This window comes from Nocardia concava NBRC 100430, assembly GCF_000308815.1.
GTDB lineage: Bacteria > Actinomycetota > Actinomycetes > Mycobacteriales > Mycobacteriaceae > Nocardia > Nocardia concava.
The window spans coordinates 75281-95516 of record NZ_BAFX01000020.1 but is presented as its reverse complement, the minus strand read 5'-3'; the positions used below and the strand labels follow the sequence as shown (position 1 = coordinate 95516).

Below are 20236 nucleotides of genomic sequence, written 5' to 3'. Positions count from 1 at the left end.
CGCGCTGCTCGCGCGGCATGGAGCTTGCACGCCCGGTCGCGGACATACCAGCGCCGATTGCAGTGCGCTCACCCAACTACTCCGGCTTCGTGACGAGCAGCGATAGGCTGCTTTCCATGGCCGATGGTCTGTCACCGCGATTGGCCGCGATCGTGGACGCCCTCCCCCTCGAACCGCACCTGCGAATACTCGAGATCGGTTGCGGCCCCGGCGCTGCCGCCCGCGCCATCGCGAACCGCCTCACCACCGGCCATATTCTCGCCATCGACCGGTCCACGAAGGCGGTCGCCCAGGCCGAGGCAGGATCGGCGGCCGAGATCTCCTCGGGCCGTATGAGTGTGCGCCGTTCCGCCATCGAAGACTTCGCCCTACACCCCGACGAGCCCCCGTTCGACCTGGCCTTCGCGGTCCGAGTAGGCGCACTCGACGGCCGCCACCCCTCAGCCGGCAAACTGGCGCTCGCACGAATCGCCGCCGCCCTCAACCCATCCGGCCAACTCTTCATCGACACCGACGACCCACAACACCCCATCCGGCCGATCGAATTGGGATCCACATTCACCGACTGAGACACGGTCACCGACTGTTGCCGTGTACTTGCCGGATTCGTTAGGGTCTGTGCTGCCTCGCAGATCTGTTGCGGGTGCCGAACATACGCTGATGACGGGGGTCGAATGGGCGACGACGCGGAACTGTTGGCCGAGCGGATCAAACAGGTCGATGACGCGATCCTTCAGGTTCGAGGACGGGCGCAGGCGTCGGAGGGGCTGGTCATCGTCGAGTCCGACGCCTACGGAGCGATCACCGATCTGCGGATTTCCCCCTACGCCATGAGCGCCGACGCGGACCGGCTCGCGAGCGTGATCGTGCAGTGCCACCGCACCGCCCGGCAGCGCGCCGAGGCGGAGGCCGGTCGCGTCCACGCGAAACTCGAGGAGAACGAGCGCCGGGCGAAGGCTCCGGCGGCTCCCGTTCCCGCCGCGCCGGAGTGGGAAGAGCCTGTGTCGCACCGTATTACGTTCGGGATCTAGCCGTGGAATTCGATACCACCAAGATGCGCCAGCTCGCCACCGATCAGCGCACTGCCGAAGGGGCCATCGCCAAACTCGCGGAGTCCGGGCCGGAAGGACGCTCCGGGGTCGCCATCAACGATCGCGAATCGGCGCGAAGCAAGATGCCGAAATGCGATCTCGCAACGCGTACCGAGGAATCGCTGAAGGCGATGGACCGCGTCCTCGCACTGCATCTGAAGCGACTGAGCGAGTTCGCCGCGGCCACGGACGGGGCGGCCGACTCCGTCGACAGAATGGAAGAGATCAACGTCGAGGCATTCAAGGCGATCAAATGAGTGACGAGAAGCTCAAGATCTCGGAGATCCTGGCCTGGGACCTGTCGGCCCTCAGCCTCGTGGCCGCCAAAGTGCAGCAGGCATCGACCACCGTCGAGCAGGAAGTCACGAACGCCGACGACAAGGTGCAGAAATCGGGAGACTGGTTCGGAGACAAGGCCGGGGAAGCCGCGCGCGGGATGTCCACCAAGTTCAAAACCGATGGGCACGCCACGGCGGACTCGTACAAGAACATGGCCCGCGCCATCGACGACGCGAATCACGAACTCGAGACCAAGATCGCCACACTGCGTTCCGTGGTCAAGGAGGTCGAGGAGTCGAAGTGGGACTTCGCCTACAAGGACACCACCGGTGACGTGTACTCCCGCAAATCCAATTGGAAGACAGCGACCAGTACATCGCCCTACGGTGCCGCGGCGGTCGCGCTGAAGACGGCCGCACAGATATCCCTGACCAGCGATCTCACACAGGCGCTGTACGACGTCAAAGAGATCGACAAGCTCGGCGCCCAGGCTGTGGCGCGGTGCCTCGAGACGCTGACCGACTCCGTGAAGAAGACCGTGGTCGCGATGCCCGCCGACGAGGGCCTGGCTCAAATCCTGCAGGACTACCAGACGGATGATTCGGAGAGCGGCACCAAGCTGTGGCCGGACAATACGCTGCTGAACATCCTCAGGACGATGTATCCCGATCTGGAACCCATCGAGATGACCGGTGAGGAAGCCGATGCGTTGGATGAGCTGGCCAACCCGCTCAGAGGCGGAAACCCTGCCAACGCACTGAAATTCTTCAACCTCAAGAACGAGGCGGAAGCCTTGGGCGGCAACGCAGACAATCCCAACGCGAACAAGTACACGATGGAGAATCCCAATTCGTTTGCCGATGGTCACGCGGATGCGTTGCGCCACACCTATTGGAATGCGCGAATGAGCCAGGAGTTCGGCGAAGACTGGACCAAGAAGTACACGACGGCGCATGAGAAGGGTGCGGGTAATCCGCCGGCTCGCGAGGCGATGGACCTCTTTAACAACGAACGAGGACGCCAGATTGCAAAGGACAACCCTGGTGCGTCTCCTGACGAACTGAAGGCAAGGATCATCGAGTCGATCGATCGCGGCGAGATGGTAGTCATAGCCCAGCCCACACCGGATTCGACCCCTCAGCTGGCCAGGAGCAATGTGCCCGTGACGACTACCGCCATCATCGCGGGGACCGACATTCCATTGCCTCGTGGAAAGTTCTAAGCGGATGAAATCTATGCGCCTCGCCCTGGTCGCGCTGCTACTTCCAATCGTCGGCGCGTGCTCCCACATCACGAATGGTTCGAGCAACAAGTCATGCGCGGGACAGTTCGACCTCGGTGGATTGGGTGAGCCGCTCGGATCGAGTACCGCGCTCTACACCGAAATGCGGAACGCGCTGCATGCCGGGCAGCCGATACGGATGGAGGAACTCACTCGGGCGGCCGGATGGACCGATGGCTGGGACAGCATGGCAGACGTGGGCTCGAACACCAATGAAGACGTGCTGAACCGGATCGCTCAAACACCGGGCTATTGCTGGTCCGGTCTTCCTGGAGTGAAGATGCCTGTGCCCGAGGGGGATTACCTTTTTTTCAAGGACCATGTCCCCGTCCAGAAGGTCCACTGGCGCGGTGATACCTTGCCGCTCACGCTACGAGTGGGTGTATCCCTGACTCCGCAGTCCCAGTTGGTGGTCAGCGGTCCTAGGTTCGCACCAGCATGACCCCGCCACCGGAGTACTGGACGCCGCCCTCCTACCTGCCGCGGCCGCCCCAGACCCCCTCCCGTGGACTCAAGGTACTGATCGTCTCCACGGCACTGAGCGTGGTGATCGCGGTCAGCCTCGCCGTCGCCGCCGGTTTCTACTGGAAATACCAGCGCGACCTGCACCGCAAGCCGGTCGCGCAGCCCCCGTCGTGGGGCGACTACTTCTACCTCGCATCGTCGTTCTCCACGGTGATCCCCCAGCAGCCCGATGGCAAAGGTTTTCTCGGGGCACGTTGTTCGGCCGTGGGCTCCATCCAGGTATCACCCGGCGATCCGGTCCCGGTTCGCCAGATCACCTGCCTCGACGACCATGACGTCTCGACCTGGTTCACTCAGTTCGCCAACCCCGCGGACCTGAAGCGCTACGTCGACACCCACTGGGCCCGCGTCCGCGAGCGCGAAACCCCCGGCGGCTCAATGGCATTGCTCCGTCCCAGCGGCCCCTCCACCCCCTACGCCCTGGCCACCTACGACGGCCTCGAACTCGACAAGCAAACTCTGCTGGCCGAAGCCTCCGGCGACTCCTTCGACAACCTCTACCTCGGCTGGTGGCTCTGGATGCAGATCAAGTAACGAACGCCGAACGCATTCGACAGCCGCGGTAGGTAGGCGATGCGGTGGCGGGCCACGCGGGCGCATTCGGAAGCGCCGGTCAGAGGCAACACTGGCCGGTGAGCTCGGCGCGAATGCCGACGATAGATCCAACTCAACTATCCGGGAGACAAATGCGGAAGGCAATCGTAGGGATTGCCGCGCTGGCCTTTTCGATTGCGCTGCTCGCCGCCGGAGGGCTGGCGGAACTGGTATATCAGGCGCAGTACGGGTCGTGGGGCTGGATGTTCACGCCGCCACCGCATCTCGAGCACACCGGATACAACCGTGTGGATGCGCCGGAGGGAAGCCCGAAATACCAGCAGTTGATTGAGAAATACGGCACGCCGCACTCCGTAGCGCGGCGTTGGCCACTGCCGTATTCGGTCGAGGCGTCGGAGAAGTCCTGCGGCAGCAGCCCGTGGGTGCTGTATCTGCACGGGTTCGACGGCAAGGCATACGCGTACACCCTCACCTCCGGCTGCGCCTGAGCGCCGAGCAGAACGCCGAAGGCCCCCACCGGGACGGATCTCGGTGGGGGCCTTCGGGTTTGGTGTTATGCGGTCACGAGGACCGGTGAGTCACCAGGACGACTTGTGGACGCCCGGGAGCTCGCCGCGGTGGGCCATCTCGCGCAGGCACACGCGGCACAGGCCGAACTTGCGGTAGACAGCGTGCGGACGGCCGCAGCGCTGGCAGCGGGTGTAGGCGCGCACCGCGAACTTCGGCTTGGCGTTGGCCTTGTTGATCAGAGCCTTCTTAGCCATGGATCAGTTCTCCTTGAACGGGAAGCCGAGGGCCTTGAGCAGCGCGCGGCCTTCTTCGTTGTTGGTCGCGGTGGTCACCACGGTGATGTCCATACCACGCGGACGGTCGATCTTGTCCACGTCGATCTCGTGGAACATCGACTGCTCCGAGAGACCGAAGGTGTAGTTGCCGTGGCCGTCGAACTGCTTCGGCGACAGACCGCGGAAGTCGCGGATACGCGGCAGCGCGATGGAGATCAGGCGGTCCAGGAACTCCCACATGCGGTCGCCGCGCAGGGTGACCTTCGCGCCGATCGGCATGCCCTCACGCAGCTTGAACTGCGCGATGGACTTGGTGGCCTTACGGATCTCGGGCTTCTGGCCGGTGATCAGGGTGAGGTCGGCGACCGCACCGTTGATCAGCTTCGCGTCACGGGCGGCGTCGCCGACACCCATGTTCACGACGACCTTCACGACGCCCGGGATCTGCATCACGTTGGCGTAGTTGAACTCGTTGTTCAGCGCCGGCTTGATCTCGTCGCGGTAGCGCTGCTTCAGGCGCGGCTGCACCTTGTTCTCAGTAGAAGTCATCTCAGATGTCCTTCCCGTTGCGACGGGAGATGCGGACCCGCTTGCCGTTCTCATCGGTGCGGTAGCCCACGCGGGTCGGCTTGCCGTCGGAGTCGACGACCATCACGTTGGAGGCCTGGATCGGCGCTTCCTGGGTGACGATGCCGCCCGAGCTGGCGCCACGCTGGTTCGCGGAGTTCGCGACGTGCTTCTTGATGCGGTTCACGCCCTCGACCAGGACCTTGCCGGTCGCCGGGTAGGCCTGAATGACCTTGCCCTTGGCGCCCTTGTCCTTGCCCGAGATCACGATGACCGTGTCGCCCTTGTGCACCTTCATAGTTAGAGCACCTCCGGGGCGAGCGAGACGATCTTCATGAAACGCTTCTCACGCAGCTCACGGCCGACCGGGCCGAAGATGCGGGTGCCACGCGGATCGTTGTCCGCCTTGATCAGCACCGCGGCGTTCTCGTCGAACTTGATGTACGAGCCATCCGGGCGACGACGCTCCTTGACGGTGCGCACGACGACGGCCTTGACGACCTCGCCCTTCTTGACGTTGCCACCGGGGATGGCGTCCTTGACAGTGGCGACGATGATGTCGCCGATGCCGGCATAGCGACGCGACGAACCACCGAGAACGCGGATGCAGAGGATTTCCTTCGCACCCGTGTTGTCGGCGACGCGCAGTCGCGACTCCTGCTGAATCACTTCAGCTCCTCCTAGACCTGGACGAAATGCACGCCGGATTGCCGACCCGACGGGCATGGTCAGTTGCCCTTCAAACGCACGCCTGCCAGCGGTTTCACACCAAGCTGGAGATCAACCACTGTGGGTTCGCGGCCGAAGTGCGGGCATAGCTCCCGCAGGCAACCGGTCCATACTAGCTAACGCCCTGGTCGGACCCAAATCGGGGGGATGCGGATAAACGGCGGGCGCGGATTCAGGCGTTCCTCAGCCACAGCCGCTAGCGTCGGCGCGAGCAACGTCCGAGCTATCCGATTATCCGGTAGAGGAGATCCGCGTTGACGTCCGAGCGCCTTGCTCTCGATCGCCGCAAGTTCCTGATCGCTCTGGGCCTGGTGCCCGCCGTGGCCGTGCTGCCCGCCTGTTCCACGAAGTCCGATACGGCCAATGCCTCCAAGACGCTGATCGGTCCGGACATGTCCGGGTCGGATCCGGCGATCCGGCCGCAGGACGATCTGTACCGGTTCGTCAACGGGAAGTGGCTGAAGGAGTATCAGCTGCCGCCGGACAAGGTGTCCTTCGGCACCTTCGACGAGGTGCAGGAGCGGGTGGAGCAGCAGCTCAAGGAGATCATCGAGGGGATCCACAACCCCAAGGCCGGGTCGAACGAGCAGAAGATCCGCGATATCTACGACGGGCGGATGGACAAGGAAGAGATCGAGAAGCTCGGCATGACGCCGCTGCAGGATCTCTTCGATCAGATCGACAAGGCCGCCGCCAAGCCCGATCTCGCGAAGGTGATGGGCGGGCTGCCGGGCGTGGGTCTGATCGGCATCGGGGTGGGTCCCGATCCCAAGGACTCCAATGCCTACCTGCCCTCGATCGGACAGGCCGGGCTCGGGCTGGACCAGCAGTACTACAGCGACCCCAAATACGCCGACAAGCTGGCCAAGTACCGGACCTACATGCAGCGCATCGCGGCCGGGGCCGGGTTCCCGGATCCGACCGCGCTGGCGAACCGGGTCGTCGACCTCGAGACGCGCATCGCCGGATTCCATTGGGACAACGTCAAACTGCGCGACACCGACGCCACCTACAACCTGAAGACGTGGGCGGAGCTGACCGCGCTGGGCCCGCAATTCGATTGGGATCCTTGGCTTTCCGGCACCACCGACCGACCCAAGAACCTCTTCGACAAGATCGACGTGGGCGAGCCGTCGTTCGTCACCGGCGCCGCGCAGCTGTGGGCGGAGGTCGATATCGCTGCCTGGCGTGAGTATTTGAAGCTGGGTCTGGTGCGCGCCTTCGCGACGTATCTGCCCAAGGCCATCGCCGATCCCAACTTCGACTTCTTCGGCAAGGAGATGTCGGGGCTCAAGGAGCGGCCGGAGCTGTGGAAGGCCGCCGTGTCCACGGTGAACGGCACCGTCGGCGAGGCGCTCGGAAAGCTGTACGTGGACAAGCACTTCCCGCCCGAGGCCAAGAAGCGGGCGCTGGAGATGGTGGATGATCTGCGTGCCGCGTACCGGGAGAACTTCAAGAATTCGACATGGATGTCGCCGCCCACGCGTGAGGCGGCCATCGCCAAGCTGGAGAAGATCGACGCCAAGATCGGCTATCCGAACAAGTGGGAGGACTACTCCAAGCTCACCGTCATCCGCGGCAAGCTGATCGAATCCCTGCGCGCCTCCGACACTTTCGAGGCGAAGCGGATGTTCGACCGGCTGGGGACGCCTGTGGACAAATCCGAATGGGGCATGCCACCTCAGACCGTGAACGCCTACTACAACCCCAGCGGCAACGAGATCGTGTTCCCCGCGGCGTTCCTGCAGCCGCCGTTCTTCGATCCCGACGCCGAGCCCGCCGTGAACTACGGCGCGGGCGGCGCGGTCATCGGGCACGAGATCGGGCACGGATTCGACGATCAGGGTTCCAAGTACGACGGGGACGGGAACCTGAAGGACTGGTGGACGCCCGAGGACAAGGCGGCGTTCCAGGCCAAGACGCAGCAGCTCATCGACCAGTACAACGCGCTGGTGCCGGAGGGGCTGCCGGCCGATCAGCATGTGAACGGCGAACTCACCGTGGGTGAGAATCTGGCAGATCTGCGCGGGCTGGAGATTTCGCTGGCCGCCTATCGCATGGTCGAGAAGCGCAATGGGCGGGACACTCCCGATTACAAGCCGATGTTCGAATCCTGGGGCCGCACCTGGCGGACCAAGATGACGAACGAGGCGCTGGAGAACCAGCTCGCCAACGATCCGCATTCGCCCGCGGAATTCCGGTGCGACCAGGTGGTGAAGAACCTCGGCGAGTTCTACGCCACCTATGACGTGAAGGAAGGCGACAAGGAGTACCTGCCGCCGGACCAGCGCGTCACCCTCTGAAGCCCCTCGAGGATCGCGACATCCCGCGCGAGGCTGCCATCCCCGGTAGCCTCGCGTCGGTATCGCAGCTTCGGGGAGAGGTAGTGCCTGTGAGTTCGTCGGATCGTCCGGCCGGTCTGGACCGTCGCCGTTTTCTGATCGCGCTGGGCCTCGCGCCGGCCGTCGCCACGCTGGCGGCGTGCGGGCACGACTCGAAGAACACGGTCGCCTCGACCCAGCTCACCGGGCCGGACATGTCCGGCTCCGATGCGGCGGTGCGCCCGCAGGACGACCTCTACCGGTACGTCAACGGCAAATGGCTGCAGGACTATTCGCTGCCCGCGGACAAGGTGTCGTTCGGGACCTTCGACGAGGTCGGCGACCGGGTGCTGCAGCAGCTCAAGGAGATCATCGAGGGCATCAAGGATCCCAAGGACGGCACCGCCGAACAGCAGATCCGCGATCTCTACGACGCACGGCTGGACCTGGACACCATCGAGAAGCTGGGCATCACGCCGCTGAACGAGATGTTCGCCGATATCGACAAGGCCGCGGGCAAGCCGGAATTGGCCAAGGTGATGGCCCAGTTGCCGATCGGCGGGCTGATCGGGCTCGGGGTCTCGGTGGATCGCAAGAACTCCAGCGCGCACATCGCCTCGGTCGGCCAGTCCGGCATCGGGCTGAGCGAGCAGTACTACCGCAAGCCCGAATACGCCGACAAGCTGGCCGGATACAAGACCTTCCTGGAGAAGATCGCCACCGGTGCGGGTTTCGCCGATCCGGTCGCCATGGCGGGGCGGGTGCTGGATCTGGAGACGAAGATCGCCGCCGGCTTCTGGGACAAGATCAAGCTGCACAACACCGAGGCCACCTACAACAAGATGTCGTGGAACGACATGGTGGCGCTGGGTCCGCAATTCGATTGGGATCCTTGGCTTTCCGGTAATACCGATCGGCCCAAGAGCCTGTTCGGGACGCTGATCGTGGCCGAGCCGTCGTACATCACCGCGGCCGCGCAGCTGTGGCACGACGTGGATATCGCGGTGTGGCGGGACTATTTGAAGCTGTCGGTCCTGCGGGAGTACGCGCGCTTCCTGCCCAAGGCCATCTCCGACGCCAACTTCGAATTCTTCGGCACCGTGATGAGCGGGCTGACGCAGCGGCCGGAGCGGTGGAAGTCCGCCATCTCCACGGTCGACGACACGGTCGGCGAGCAGCTCGGAAAGCTGTACGTGGCAAAGCATTTCCCGCCGGAGGCCAAGCAGCGGGCGCTGGACATGGTCGCCGACTTCATCGCGGCCTACAAGGACAACTTCACCAACTCGACCTGGATGTCGCAGCCCACCCGCGATGCCGCGCTGGTGAAGCTCGGCAAGATGGGCGTGAAGATCGGCTACCCGGACAAGTGGGAGGACTACAGCGGGCTGAAGATCACCCGCGGCCAGCTCGTCCAATCCCTGCGTGCCGCAAACATCTTCGGCGCGAAGAAGATGTTCGACAAGCTGGACAAGCCGGTCGACAAGACCGAGTGGGGCATGACGCCGCAGACGGTGAACGCCTACTACACGCCGGTCAACAACGAAATCGTCTTCCCCGCGGCGTTTTTGCAGCCGCCGTTCTTCGATACCAATGCCGAGCCGGCCGTCAACTACGGTGCGGGCGGCGCGGTCATCGGGCACGAGATCGGGCACGGCTTCGACGATCAGGGCTCCAAATACGATGCAGACGGCAACCTGAAGGACTGGTGGACCCCCGAGGATCGCGCCAAGTTCGACGACCGCACCAAGAAGCTCGCCGCCCAGTACGAGGGCCTGGTCCCGGCAGGACTGGACCCGGCGCACCACGTAGACGGCACCCTCACCCTCAGCGAGAACGTCGCCGACAACCGCGGCCTACAGATGGCCTTCGCCGCCTACCGCATCAGCCAGAAGCGCGCCGGCGTCGAAAACCCCTCCTACAAGGACATGCTCGAATCCTGGGGCCGCAACTGGCGTTCCAAGCAAACCCCCCAATACACCGAGAACCTGATCGCCAACGACAGCCACTCCCCCGACGAATTCCGCGCCAACCAAACGGTGCGAAACCAGGCCGAGTTCTACGCGACCTTCGGCGTGAAGGACGGCGACAAGCTGTTCCTGGCCGAGGATCAGCGCGTCACGTTCTGAGCTAGATCGCGAGCGGCGGCGGCACGGTGAGGCGGCGCGCGGGCGGGTGATAGGCCCGCCACGCGGACGCGAGCCGCTCGGCCGCCGCCTCCAGCACCGCGTCCGGATGCCGGAAGTGCAGGCGGATGCGGTCCTCGCTGCCGCCGGTGGGATCGAGGCCATTGCCCGCGAGGATGGCGATACCGTGGCGGAGGGCGGTCTGAGCGAAGGAGATGCCGTCACCGTATGGCAGTCGCACCCAAAGCGTTTGGCCGCCGGTGACCGGCGGCACCTCCCACTCCGGCAGGGCGGCAGCGAGTTTCGCGCGCAATAGGTCATGGCCAGCTCGAAGTCGTTCGGCGCGTTGGGTGCTCGTGGATTCGATGCAGGGCACAAGCGTGGTCGCGGCCAGTTGGGCGGGCAGGTTGCCACCCAGGTCGTGGACGGCGCGCAGGCGGGTGAGGCGGGCGATCACCGGCTCGGGGGCTCGAACCCAGCCGACTCGCAGTCCGCCCCAGATGTTCTTGCTCAGTGAGCCGATGGAAATGATGTCGTCAGCGTCGGCGGCCAGGGGCGGCGGCACCGAGACGTCGGGAAACCTCAGATCGGCCGTGATCTCGTCGGCAACGAGCGGAATGCCCTGCACCGCCGCCACTTCCGCGATCCTGCGGCGCTGCAATCCGGAAAGCACCGCACCGGTGGGGTTCTGGAATGTCGGAGTCGTGTAGGCCAGAACCGGCCGCCGGGCCCGCACCGCCGCCTCGAACCCCGCGAATCCGATCGGCAGCGTGGTCAACACCGCCGACTCCTCGTGAAACGCCTCCAATGCGCCCGGATACGTAGGCGTTTCGACCAGCACCCGGTCCCCCGGCCGCACGAACGCACGCGCCAGCAACGACAACGCCTGCTGACCCCCATTGGTGATCAGAATCCGTTCGGGCCCGGTAGGCGCGCCGAGCCGGGTATACCGCTCCGCAACGGCCGCCCGCAACGGCGGATAACCCGCAGGGTGATACCCGATCTCGGCCGTCATGGCAGCCAGCGCGGGAACCATGTCGGCATACGCCTCGATCACGACCCGCGGCGGCGCTTCCGGAGCCGCGCAGGCCAGCGTGATCAGATCCGGCCGCGGCTCCAGCAGATTCAAGAACATGGGCGCACTGGTGGTGTCGCTCGCGGTCTCGACCACACTCCCGCAGACCCGGGTACCGCTCCCCTGCCGCCGCTCGATCCGCCCCTCCGACGCCAGCAGGTCATACGCCGCGATCACTGTATTCCGCCCCACCGCAAGCTGTTTCGCGAACACCCGATCCGGCGGCAGCACCACCCCCGCCGCGAGCTCCCCCTCATCGATCAACTGCCGCAGCCGCCCCGCCAACAGCACATACAACGGCCCCCGCCCCGAGGACCACCGCCCGAGCCGCTCCGTCACCTCAATTGGATCCATATCAGAACCAATCCTCCCCGATTGGCCCTCCCCTCACCACCCCCGCCTGCCGACGATTAACCCATGACCGAAACAACCACCGCCGTCTCCATCCCCGCCACCATCGCCACCCTCCCCGGCCCCTTCCAACAGCGAGAACTGGCCCGCGTCAACGATTCCGTCCTCCGCGTAGCCCAAATCCACGGCGAATTCCCCTGGCACCACCACGACGAAGACGAACTCTTCCTCTGCTGGGATGGCACCTTCCGCCTGGAACTGGAAGATCAGCCCCCGGTAACCCTGTCCGCCGGAGAACTTTTCACCGTCCCCAAAGGTGTCCGCCACCGCCCGATAGCCGACGAACCCGCCCACGTCCTCCTCATCGAACGCCCCGAGACCACCCAATACGGCAACTGATCACGCGACATCGGCCGGAGCCGTGCCCGCGCCAACGACACACCCCGGGTCTGCAGGTCATCCCCTCAATTCACGACTTCGCCGGAGCCCTGGCGCACCGGACACGCACAAATGCGATAACAGGGACGAATGGGAATTATTGTGTGTGGCAGTTGATTCCATAGTGAGGGCCCGTTCTGGAACACGCGGACGCCCGCGTCCATGTCCGACGAAATGTTGGTCTTGTTCACAGGATCACCGATAGACTCGACCCACGTTGTCCTGGATCCCCTCGGGCAAGCTGCGGCGGGAGGACCGGGCGTGGCATATCGGGGGTTGCGTTGGATCGCCTGCGCGCATTCGACGGAGGCGAGAATTCTGAGGATTCTCGCCTGGCAGAGCGGTTGTTCGTACCTTGGGAGCGTTGGGGTTTCGAGTACACACCCCCCGCGCCGGCCGTGCGGAGCCCGTTCGCGACGAAACCGCCCTTGTGGATAGAACCACCGTTGCCGCCGCAGGTTGCCTTCCTCAAACAAAAGGCGAACGGGTCGTGGGTGACGTTCAGCGTCTGGGCCGGCGGGGCGCTGGTGCTCGCGCTCATGCTGTCCGGGGTCACAGGGGTCGGAGCACTCGTGGTGGGGATGACCGGGATGGCGATCGGCGGCAGCATCCTGTTGCTGAACAACAACCGTTATGCCCAGGCGCGCAGCAATTTTCAAGGCTACTACGATACGCAAGCCACACTATTCAATCGGGCACAGGCGGATTGGAAGGCTCATATCGACGACCACGATCGTCGTGAATGGCACCGCGTCTCCACCGCCATGCAATGGCGGACGGCGCTTCCACAGTCGAAGCCGCAGCGAGTGGACGTCTTCGGCGGGACGCCGGACGGCTGGGCGGCCCTGTTGGCGACCGCCGGCGCTTCGATGCTGTCCGGCGGCGCCGGAATGCTGGTCCTGGACTTCACCGAACACGTGATCGCTCGCGAGTTGGCTGGGTTCACAGCTCTGCAGGGTCATCCGGTGACCGCGGTCGACCTGCCCCGGGACACCGGTCGGATCGGATTGCTCGCCGGGTTGACGGCGACGGAGGTGGCCGAATTGATCGCGGAGGCGGTGGCCTCAAGGCGCGGCGGGCGGGACGACGCCGTGGATCTGCACAGCGTGGACGCCGAGTTGATCACCACTGTCGCGACCAGACTCGGTGCGCCGTTGACGTTCACGCGTCTCGACGCGGGCGTGCGGGCCGTACGCAGTCTCTACGATCCCGCCACGGAATCGATTCTCACCGCGACCGAGACGCACGCGCTGAAGACGGTCGCGGAGAAGCTGGCGGTCTCCTCGCGGGCGACGGATGAGCTGCAGTTGGTCGGCAATATCCTCGGCCTACTCAAAGAGGACGAAACCCACGGCGTGCCAGGCGATCCCATGCAGGTTTGGCCCGCTGACGGCCTGGCGACGCTGACCACCGCCTCACCGCATCCGCGCCGCAAGGACGCTCTCGACCGAATGGTCGTCGCGCGGGTACTGCACGAGCTGAGGGCCGGAAGCGCCGCCGCGGGTGATGTGCTGGTAGTCGCCGGTGCCGATCATCTCGGGTTGACCACGCTCGAGACCCTGTCGAAGCAGGCGCGCCGATGCGGGGTGCGGCTGGTGCTGATGCTCGAGCATCTGCGCGACGACGCGGTGAAACTGCTCGGCGGCTCCGACAGCGCGACGATCCTGATGCGGATGGGCAATGCGAACGAGGCGGCAGCGGGCGCGGACTACATCGGTAAGGGCTACCAGTTCGTACTGTCGCAGCTGACCGAACAAACAGGCCAGACGCTCACCCACGGAACCTCCGACACCAGCGGCGATTCCACGAGCGTCAGCGATTCCGTCGGTTTTCACCGGGGTCACTCCGGCGGCTTCATCGACGGCGTGGCGTCGGTATCCCGCTCGACCTCCACCTCGACATCGCGTACAACATCGTGGTCGACCTCGGTGTCCGAGTCCACGTCCGATTCCTCGACTGCCGGTACGACCCAGCAGCGGACCTACGTGTATACGGTGGAACCGACGACCCTGCAGGGATTGCCGCCCACCGCGTTCATCTTGATCGACACCGACCGGACCGGTCGCATGATCGTCGCCGGAGACGCGAACCCGGCAATCGCGCTGTTGGATAAGGTCGCCGCGGAGCCGCGCCGTCTCGACCAGAGCGCTGCGGCTCGGCCTGTGTCCAGTGCCACGGCGTCACAGCAGCTTCCCACCGCGTCGGCTCCCCCGATCCACATTCCACCGCACCCCGCGGTCCCCACACCGCTCGAGCGGTGGAGGTGACGGCGAACATGTTCGCGGGGTTCGAGTTTCACCGTATGGTCGTGACACCCCGGCCCCAACCCACCGCGGGCACGGAGACCGTCGCCGACATCGATGGAAGGATCTCAGCGCAGCTGTTCGCCGCGATCACTTCGGCGCACGCGCGACTTCGCCGCGAGGACGGTGGAGCGTTCGTCGCGGCCTGGGACCGGCCGATCGGCAGTCGCGACTTCCGGATCCTCATCGGCGGACGACCGAACTGCCCCGTCGCGCAAGATGACTCGTTGTTGTTTCCGCCTGGCAGCCAGGGCATTCCCGTCGATTCCGAGCAGCTAGCCCGACAGTGGGATTCGCTGTCCTGGATCCGGTGCACAGGACGACCGGACGCGCTGTGGACCCCCACGGACGGCGCCACCGCACCGGGTCGCGGCGGATTCGAGGACTACATCGCCCACCTGCCCGGGGCTTTCGCATGGCTGGTCGTCGCCGAGCCACTCAGTCCGGCCGCACTCGACGAAGACCTCATGCGGCTCGAGATCGATCTGTCGGACAAGAGGTCTTCCCCCGGTTGGGAACCGGCACGGCTGGCGGTCACCCGTGGCGAAGGTCGGCATCGAGAACTCTCGCGAGCCATGTCGACCGGCATGTGGAACCTGCACGTGCTCGTGGGCGCGGCCGACGACGCGGCGGCGCATGCTGCCGCCGGATTACTGTGCAGCGCCGTCGATCTCGACCAGCTGCCCTATACGTTGCGCCCCAATCACACTGGTGAGGCCGCGACCCTGCTCCGGGCGTGGGAAAATCCGATCCCCGCGACCGAATCGGGCTTCACATCCCCCTTTATCGCATCGGCGGAACTCGTTGTGGCCCTGACACACCCGCCGCGTCGCGAGCTGCCCGGCGTTCGGGTCGTCGAGCCGGCGCTGTTCGATGTAACGCCCGAGACCGGCAACGAGACCACAGCGTTCGACGGCATTCCCGTCGGCGACGTGTTGGACGCGGCCGATCGAGCGGTCGGCGAGTTCGCGGTGTCGCGCGACACGCTGAACAGGCACACCTTTGTAGCGGGCGCTACCGGTTCGGGCAAGTCACAAACGGTGCGTCGCCTCCTGGACGGATTGCACACCAACATGATTCCTTGGCTCGTCATCGAGCCGGCGAAGGCCGAGTACTCGGGGATGGCCGGACGCATCGGCGCACCTGTCACCGTGATCCGGCCGGGCGATGCGGGTGCGGTTCCGGTGGGTATCAATCCGCTGGAACCCGAACCCGGCTTCCCTCTGCAAACCCATATCGACCTCACCCGAGCCCTGTTCCTGGCGGCCTTCGACGCGGTGGAACCCTTCCCGCAGGTCCTGTCGCACGCCCTACTGCGCTGCTACACCGATCTCGGCTGGAATCCGATGCTCAGCGCATCAGCCTTGAAGGACGTCACGCCCAAATACCCGAGCCTCGGGGACCTGCAACGCATCGCGCTGGACGTCGTGGAGGGAATCGGCTACAGCCGCGAAATCACCGACAATGTGCGCGGTTTTATCGACGTGCGCATCGGTTCCCTACGGCTGGGGACACCGGGGAGGTTCTTCGAAGGCGGCTACCTATTGGATCTCGGAGACCTGCTGTCTCGCAACGCCGTACTGGAGATCGAAGACATCGGAAACGACTCCGACAAGGCCTTCCTGATCGGGGCAATCCTGATCCGCATCTATGAACACCTGCGCACGCATCCGGGCACCGGCTCCTTACGCCACGTCACGGTGATCGAAGAGGCCCACCGGTTGCTCAAACGCGCCGAACCAGGCACCCCTGCCGCTCACGCGGTCGAGCTGTTCACCGCCCTGCTCGCCGAAATTCGGTCCTATGGTGAGGGATTGGTCGTGGCCGAACAGATCCCCGCCAAGATCAGCCCCGACGTCATCAAGAACACCGCCCTCAAGATCGTGCACCGTCTCCCCGCCGCCGAGGACCGCGACATGGTCGGCGCCACCATGAATCTCGATGACGCCCAATCCCGCCACGTGGTCTCGCTCCCTCCTGGCCGCGCCGCGATCTTCGCCGACGGCATGGACCGACCCATACGCATCCGGGTCCCACTGCGAGAGCACCTCGAATCCGTCGATTCACTAGGCGCCACAACGCCTTCCGAGAACCCACTGATTCTGCGCGACCTTGAGAAGGCCCGTCTTCTCGCCGACGATCCACGCTTGATCGTGGGGATGGAACTCCTGATCATCGCCCACCTGGTCGGCGAGCCCGCCCCCATACCCTCCAAGGTCTGGCTCGACGCCTTCGTAGGACACGTCGACGGCGAGATCGTCCGTGCGGCCTTCGCTCACCGCATCCGCACCGGAATCGACGCCCGCTACGCGGGCATCTCTGCGCACTACCAACCCGAAACCCTCACCGACCACCTGCACCACATCACCGACGCCTGGCTCGACGGCAATCCCCCGCATACCGATGAGCCGTCGATCCGCTGGCAAGCCGGCCCGTTCCGCTGGACCGACATCGAACGCGCCCTCATCAGCCACCCCGACACCGACCGCCCCCACCCCGACACCGGATCCTGGACCGCACGCGGAATGCACCTCCCTGGCACAACCACCGCCGAACAACTCCACCAATTGCGGGCGCACCCCGACACCTGGTCCCCCGCACCCACCGTCATAACCGGCCGCGGTACACCACCTCTCATCCTCACCGCGATCGCGTCCCTGACCAACGCCACCACCCTCGCACAACGCCTCCACCAGGCAACCGCCCATCTGCACCTACCCACCCAATGGCCCCTGGCCATCCTCGATCTCGCTGGAGCCGCCCGGTGAGCGCCGACGCCCCCAACGCCCCGGCCGTAGACGCTAGCGACGAAGAGCCTGCAACCCGTCCAGAACAGAAGCCCGACACCGACACCGAAGCCGAGACACCGACCCAACGTCTCATGCGCTACGAACAACGGTCATCGGACGCAGCCGAGAATTCCTCCCCCACTCTCAGCGATTCCGACACAGCAACTCAACGCATACTCGCCGCCCAGCGCGAGCACCCCGAGCCAAGCCCCGCCCACGGCGAGTGGGCCGAGCCACCAGCCCCATTCGAAGAACCACCGAATTCCACCGCGGATCGGACCGAACCCCAGGACCTCGTACCGGACGACCCCACAGCTCCGAGCGATCAGCCAACCGAACCGAACGAAATCAACCATCCTGAAGACGTTCCCCCCTCGGAGCCCGACAACAAGCCCGAAGCCACCCCAGAATCTCCCGACCCGAATCCGGTCCCACCACCGGACATCAACGCCGACCAGGTGGAGCCCTCAGACACTGAACCCGACAAAGTCACCGAAATTGACAGCCCCCCAATCACACAGGATTACTACACCAACATCCCCGAGGTCGAACACCGCCCCTTCGAAAAGCCGGCCTTCGACGGCCCCCCGACCCGCGAGCAGGCAGTCCAGGGCGAGGTCGGCGACTGCGGAATCATCTCCACATTCGGCGCAGTAGCCGGACACCGCCCCGAAGCCATCCAAAACGCAGTCGTAGACCGCGGCGACGGCACATTCGACATCACGCTCCACCAGGTGGAACCTGCAACACCCTGGAATCCGGTAGCCACGCCCACCGGCGAGACCACTACCTACCGCGTCAGCAACGAACTTCCGTTCAAACTGAACGATCCCGACAAGCTCGCAGGTTCCCGCCCCACCGACTGCAGCTGGCCAGCTCTCTACGAGAAGCTCATCGCCGGCGAGGATCAAACTTGGGATCAAGCCAAACGTAATGAGTGGGAACAAGACTGGCAGGACAGCGCATTCGAAGGCCGCAAAGCCGATGTTGATGCCGACCGGCAGGGCGCGAAGCGCCCTCCGTCGCCAGACTCACCGCCTCTCGGCTATAACCGAATTGACCTGGGTTCAAATGAATATGATCGAGCCAACATCCTTGCCAGGATGATCGGTGAGGAGGCCGAGGTGCGGCGCTTCCCCGACGAAAAGCACGGCGCGCAAGCGCTTCTCAAAGAATTCAGCGATCAGCTATCCGATGGAAAGCCTGTGCTCGTCGGGAGCCGCGGAGGTCCGCCCTCCGAGCCTCGCCCGTTTCCGTTCTTCGAGTTTGAGCACGCGTACGAAGTTGCCAAAATCGATGGCGACCGGATCCATCTGCGAAATCCGTGGGGCGCGCAGTACACTCCGCCGCCGATCAACGCACAGACCTTCCTGGAGTACTACCGCAAGTACAATCCGGATGGCACCAGATACGGACTTTACACAACACTCAAGTGAGGACTTTATGACCAACGACCAGTCCGAGACGGTCACCATCAGCAAGATGTTCCCAAGCACCACAGCAAACGGCTTTGGAGTCTCTGGAGGAACATTTGCTAACCCAGACGGCCGCCGGATCCTTCAACTCAGCGTGTCGGTCGGTGGCCAGCCGACGATGCTCGATCTCGCGGAGGGCGATACTTTCACCTTCGATGATGGCACCTGGACCGTCACCAAGATTGAAGAGCCCACTGCTGTTCCACGCGGGGTAGTCGCAACGATCGAGAGGGTCTCGTGAGGCCACAGGCCGAGAGTTGACGCATCGAACGATTCGATCGCGACCTCCTAGGCCGCGATGAACTCCCCTTCCTGAACGCCGGAAATGAATGCGGCCCATTCTGTCTCGGTGAAGGTCAGTGTGGTATCTCCACTTCGGGCCGTGATCGTGACTTCGCCGGACGCGTGTGGCGTGATCGTGGGCAGTCCCTGGAGCGATTCAACTTCCGCGCCAAGGGCGAATGCCAGGAAGGTATTCCAGAATCGGCGGCCAACCTCGATCATGGGCTGCGCCCGATCCGCGTTGATCGGGTCTCGCCGAAACTTGCTGTCGCGGATGAGCACAACGTCACCGGCGAACTTGACCTCGACGCAGTTTGGTCCGTCATTGGATTTGGAGGACTTGAACCAGCCGTTGTGGGTATCGTCATGAAACTCGGTGGTGCTCATAGTTTTCAGGCTATCTCATCCGCCGTGCTCTCGATCAGCGCGAGCGAGTCCTCTCGGCTCAATGCGGAATCGAGTTGTCGACCGTAGATGATGCGTAGTTCGCGGACCCTGGACGGATCTTCGATAATGCCATGGGTGGCAACGGATTCGTGCCAGGCGAGCGTCGGTAGAACGGAGCTCTCGAACTCGATGAGGTGGAATGGCGAACCACTGAGGATCGGGCGCTTGGTTGCGGTGAACGGTACGATGCGAACATCCACGCTGGCACGAGTATCACGCATCGTCGCCGCGACGTGCCGCAACTGTTCTTTCAGTACCGCAGGCCCCCCGGTTTGCTGTTCGAGCGCCGCTTGACTCAGAACCACGGTGAGCTGCAAGGGATCTTCACCTGTAAGGCGCTGTTGCCTGCGCATCCGCGCCTCGATGTAGCGCTCGGCATCGACCGGGCGGATTCGAGCAACGTCGGATGCCATGACCGCGCGGGCATAGTTTTCGGTCTGCAGCAAGCCCGGAATCAGCAAGGCCTCGTAACTGAAGATGGATTGGGCACCGTGCTCGAGACCGAACAACCGCCTGTTCTCATCGCTGAAGAGCGCGGAGTACTCGGACCACCATCCACGGTCGCGAGCCACAGTACGCAACTCCTGCAGGACCTTCTGTTCGTCCTCATCGATCCCGAACAGCGCGATCATGCCAGCGAAGTGATCGTTGGTCAGTGCACGACGGTCGCTCATGATCTGCCACCAGTGATTACGGGAGATCTTCAGCGCCTTGGCTGCCGTGTCCACATCGATGTTGAGTTGCTTCCGCCACTCGTTCAACCGAAGCGAGAGCTCCCACCGCGCCACGGTCGGCGACTGAGGTGCCATCGATCCATCC

Annotated in this window: 21 protein-coding genes; 14 read left to right on the top strand and 7 right to left on the bottom strand. The window is 64.4% G+C overall.

The features are described 5' to 3' along the window. Positions 1 to 116 precede the first annotated feature (116 nt). The 7 genes from ON43_RS05680 to ON43_RS05650 all read left to right on the top strand — a co-directional run bounded on the left by ON43_RS05680 (position 117) and on the right by ON43_RS05650 (position 4220). Complete coding sequence (locus ON43_RS05680; protein ID WP_040804301.1) at positions 117 to 569, top strand: SAM-dependent methyltransferase; 453 nt, start codon at positions 117 to 119, stop codon at positions 567 to 569. Positions 570 to 674: 105 nt separating this feature from the next. After that, positions 675 to 1031 (top strand): YbaB/EbfC family nucleoid-associated protein, encoded by a 357-nt coding sequence (locus ON43_RS05675; RefSeq protein WP_040804298.1) that lies wholly within the window; start codon positions 675 to 677, stop codon positions 1029 to 1031. A gap of 2 nt (positions 1032 to 1033) precedes the next feature. Beyond that, complete coding sequence (locus ON43_RS05670) at positions 1034 to 1348, top strand: hypothetical protein (RefSeq protein ID WP_040804296.1); 315 nt, start codon at positions 1034 to 1036, stop codon at positions 1346 to 1348. Beyond that, positions 1345 to 2592 carry a DUF6973 domain-containing protein gene (locus ON43_RS42170; RefSeq protein ID WP_051177949.1) on the top strand — a complete coding sequence of 416 codons (1248 nt, stop codon included), beginning with the start codon at positions 1345 to 1347 and terminating at the stop codon, positions 2590 to 2592. The genes ON43_RS05670 and ON43_RS42170 overlap by 4 nt, the downstream gene beginning before the upstream one ends. Positions 2593 to 2605: 13 nt before the next feature. Then, the gene (locus ON43_RS05660; RefSeq protein ID WP_157513917.1) at positions 2606 to 3094 is read left to right on the top strand and encodes a hypothetical protein; all 489 of its coding nucleotides are present in this window, start codon (positions 2606 to 2608) and stop codon (positions 3092 to 3094) included. Continuing rightward, positions 3091 to 3711, top strand: coding sequence for a hypothetical protein (locus tag ON43_RS05655; RefSeq protein WP_040804293.1), 621 nt, complete (start codon positions 3091 to 3093; stop codon positions 3709 to 3711). Before ON43_RS05660 ends, ON43_RS05655 begins: the two co-directional genes overlap by 4 nt. A gap of 152 nt (positions 3712 to 3863) precedes the next feature. Further along, positions 3864 to 4220, top strand: coding sequence for a hypothetical protein (locus ON43_RS05650; protein WP_040804290.1), 357 nt, complete (start codon positions 3864 to 3866; stop codon positions 4218 to 4220). A 90-nt stretch (positions 4221 to 4310) separates the two neighbouring features. On the opposite strand, the gene ON43_RS05645 is transcribed toward ON43_RS05650, so the two are convergent. The 4 genes from ON43_RS05645 to rplN are packed head-to-tail and all read right to left on the bottom strand — an operon-like array spanning position 4311 to position 5753. Further along, entirely contained in the window at positions 4311 to 4496 is a 186-nt protein-coding gene (locus tag ON43_RS05645; protein ID WP_029923637.1) for a type Z 30S ribosomal protein S14, read from the bottom strand. Between the two features lie 3 nt (positions 4497 to 4499). Continuing rightward, the gene (gene rplE, locus ON43_RS05640; protein WP_040804286.1) at positions 4500 to 5066 is read right to left on the bottom strand and encodes a 50S ribosomal protein L5; all 567 of its coding nucleotides are present in this window, start codon (positions 5064 to 5066) and stop codon (positions 4500 to 4502) included. Between the two features lies 1 nt (position 5067). After that, the gene (gene rplX / locus ON43_RS05635) at positions 5068 to 5382 is read right to left on the bottom strand and encodes a 50S ribosomal protein L24 (RefSeq protein WP_040804283.1); all 315 of its coding nucleotides are present in this window, start codon (positions 5380 to 5382) and stop codon (positions 5068 to 5070) included. Between the two features lie 2 nt (positions 5383 to 5384). Next, positions 5385 to 5753 (bottom strand): 50S ribosomal protein L14, encoded by a 369-nt coding sequence (gene rplN / locus ON43_RS05630; protein ID WP_033090674.1) that lies wholly within the window; start codon positions 5751 to 5753, stop codon positions 5385 to 5387. Between the two features lie 314 nt (positions 5754 to 6067). Here rplN and ON43_RS05625 point away from each other — a divergent pair, with 314 nt between their 5' ends. Both ON43_RS05625 and ON43_RS05620 read left to right on the top strand, forming a co-directional pair. After that, entirely contained in the window at positions 6068 to 8116 is a 2049-nt protein-coding gene (locus ON43_RS05625; protein WP_040804280.1) for a M13 family metallopeptidase, read from the top strand. Between the two features lie 89 nt (positions 8117 to 8205). Further along, positions 8206 to 10260 (top strand): M13 family metallopeptidase, encoded by a 2055-nt coding sequence (locus tag ON43_RS05620; RefSeq protein ID WP_306304956.1) that lies wholly within the window; start codon positions 8206 to 8208, stop codon positions 10258 to 10260. 1 nt (position 10261) lies between these two features. On the opposite strand, the gene ON43_RS05615 is transcribed toward ON43_RS05620, so the two are convergent. Continuing rightward, positions 10262 to 11686: an aminotransferase-like domain-containing protein gene (locus ON43_RS05615; protein ID WP_040804277.1), complete on the bottom strand. Its 1425-nt coding sequence runs from the start codon at positions 11684 to 11686 to the stop codon at positions 10262 to 10264. Positions 11687 to 11749: 63 nt separating this feature from the next. Between ON43_RS05615 and ON43_RS05610 the strand changes: the two genes are divergently transcribed. From ON43_RS05610 to ON43_RS05590, 5 genes are all read left to right on the top strand, one after another. After that, positions 11750 to 12082, top strand: a complete 333-nt coding sequence (locus ON43_RS05610; RefSeq protein WP_040804275.1) for a cupin domain-containing protein — start codon at positions 11750 to 11752, stop codon at positions 12080 to 12082. Positions 12083 to 12615: 533 nt separating this feature from the next. After that, positions 12616 to 14388, top strand: coding sequence for a hypothetical protein (locus ON43_RS05605; RefSeq protein ID WP_157513916.1), 1773 nt, complete (start codon positions 12616 to 12618; stop codon positions 14386 to 14388). Between the two features lie 35 nt (positions 14389 to 14423). Then, positions 14424 to 17192, top strand: coding sequence for an ATP-binding protein (locus ON43_RS05600; protein WP_373283396.1), 2769 nt, complete (start codon positions 14424 to 14426; stop codon positions 17190 to 17192). Beyond that, entirely contained in the window at positions 17189 to 18649 is a 1461-nt protein-coding gene (locus ON43_RS05595) for a calpain family cysteine peptidase (RefSeq protein ID WP_157513914.1), read from the top strand. The genes ON43_RS05600 and ON43_RS05595 overlap by 4 nt, the downstream gene beginning before the upstream one ends. Before the next feature lie 7 nt (positions 18650 to 18656). Beyond that, positions 18657 to 18929 (top strand): DUF6406 domain-containing protein, encoded by a 273-nt coding sequence (locus ON43_RS05590; protein ID WP_040804270.1) that lies wholly within the window; start codon positions 18657 to 18659, stop codon positions 18927 to 18929. A gap of 47 nt (positions 18930 to 18976) precedes the next feature. Here the strand turns inward: ON43_RS05590 and ON43_RS05585 are convergent, their stop codons facing one another. Together ON43_RS05585 and ON43_RS05580 are read right to left on the bottom strand one after the other, a co-directional pair. Further along, positions 18977 to 19357 (bottom strand): DUF397 domain-containing protein, encoded by a 381-nt coding sequence (locus ON43_RS05585; protein WP_040804269.1) that lies wholly within the window; start codon positions 19355 to 19357, stop codon positions 18977 to 18979. A 5-nt stretch (positions 19358 to 19362) separates the two neighbouring features. Continuing rightward, a complete protein-coding gene (locus tag ON43_RS05580; RefSeq protein WP_040804266.1) occupies positions 19363 to 20226 on the bottom strand; it encodes a helix-turn-helix domain-containing protein in 864 nt (287 codons plus the stop codon). Positions 20227 to 20236 lie beyond the last annotated feature (10 nt).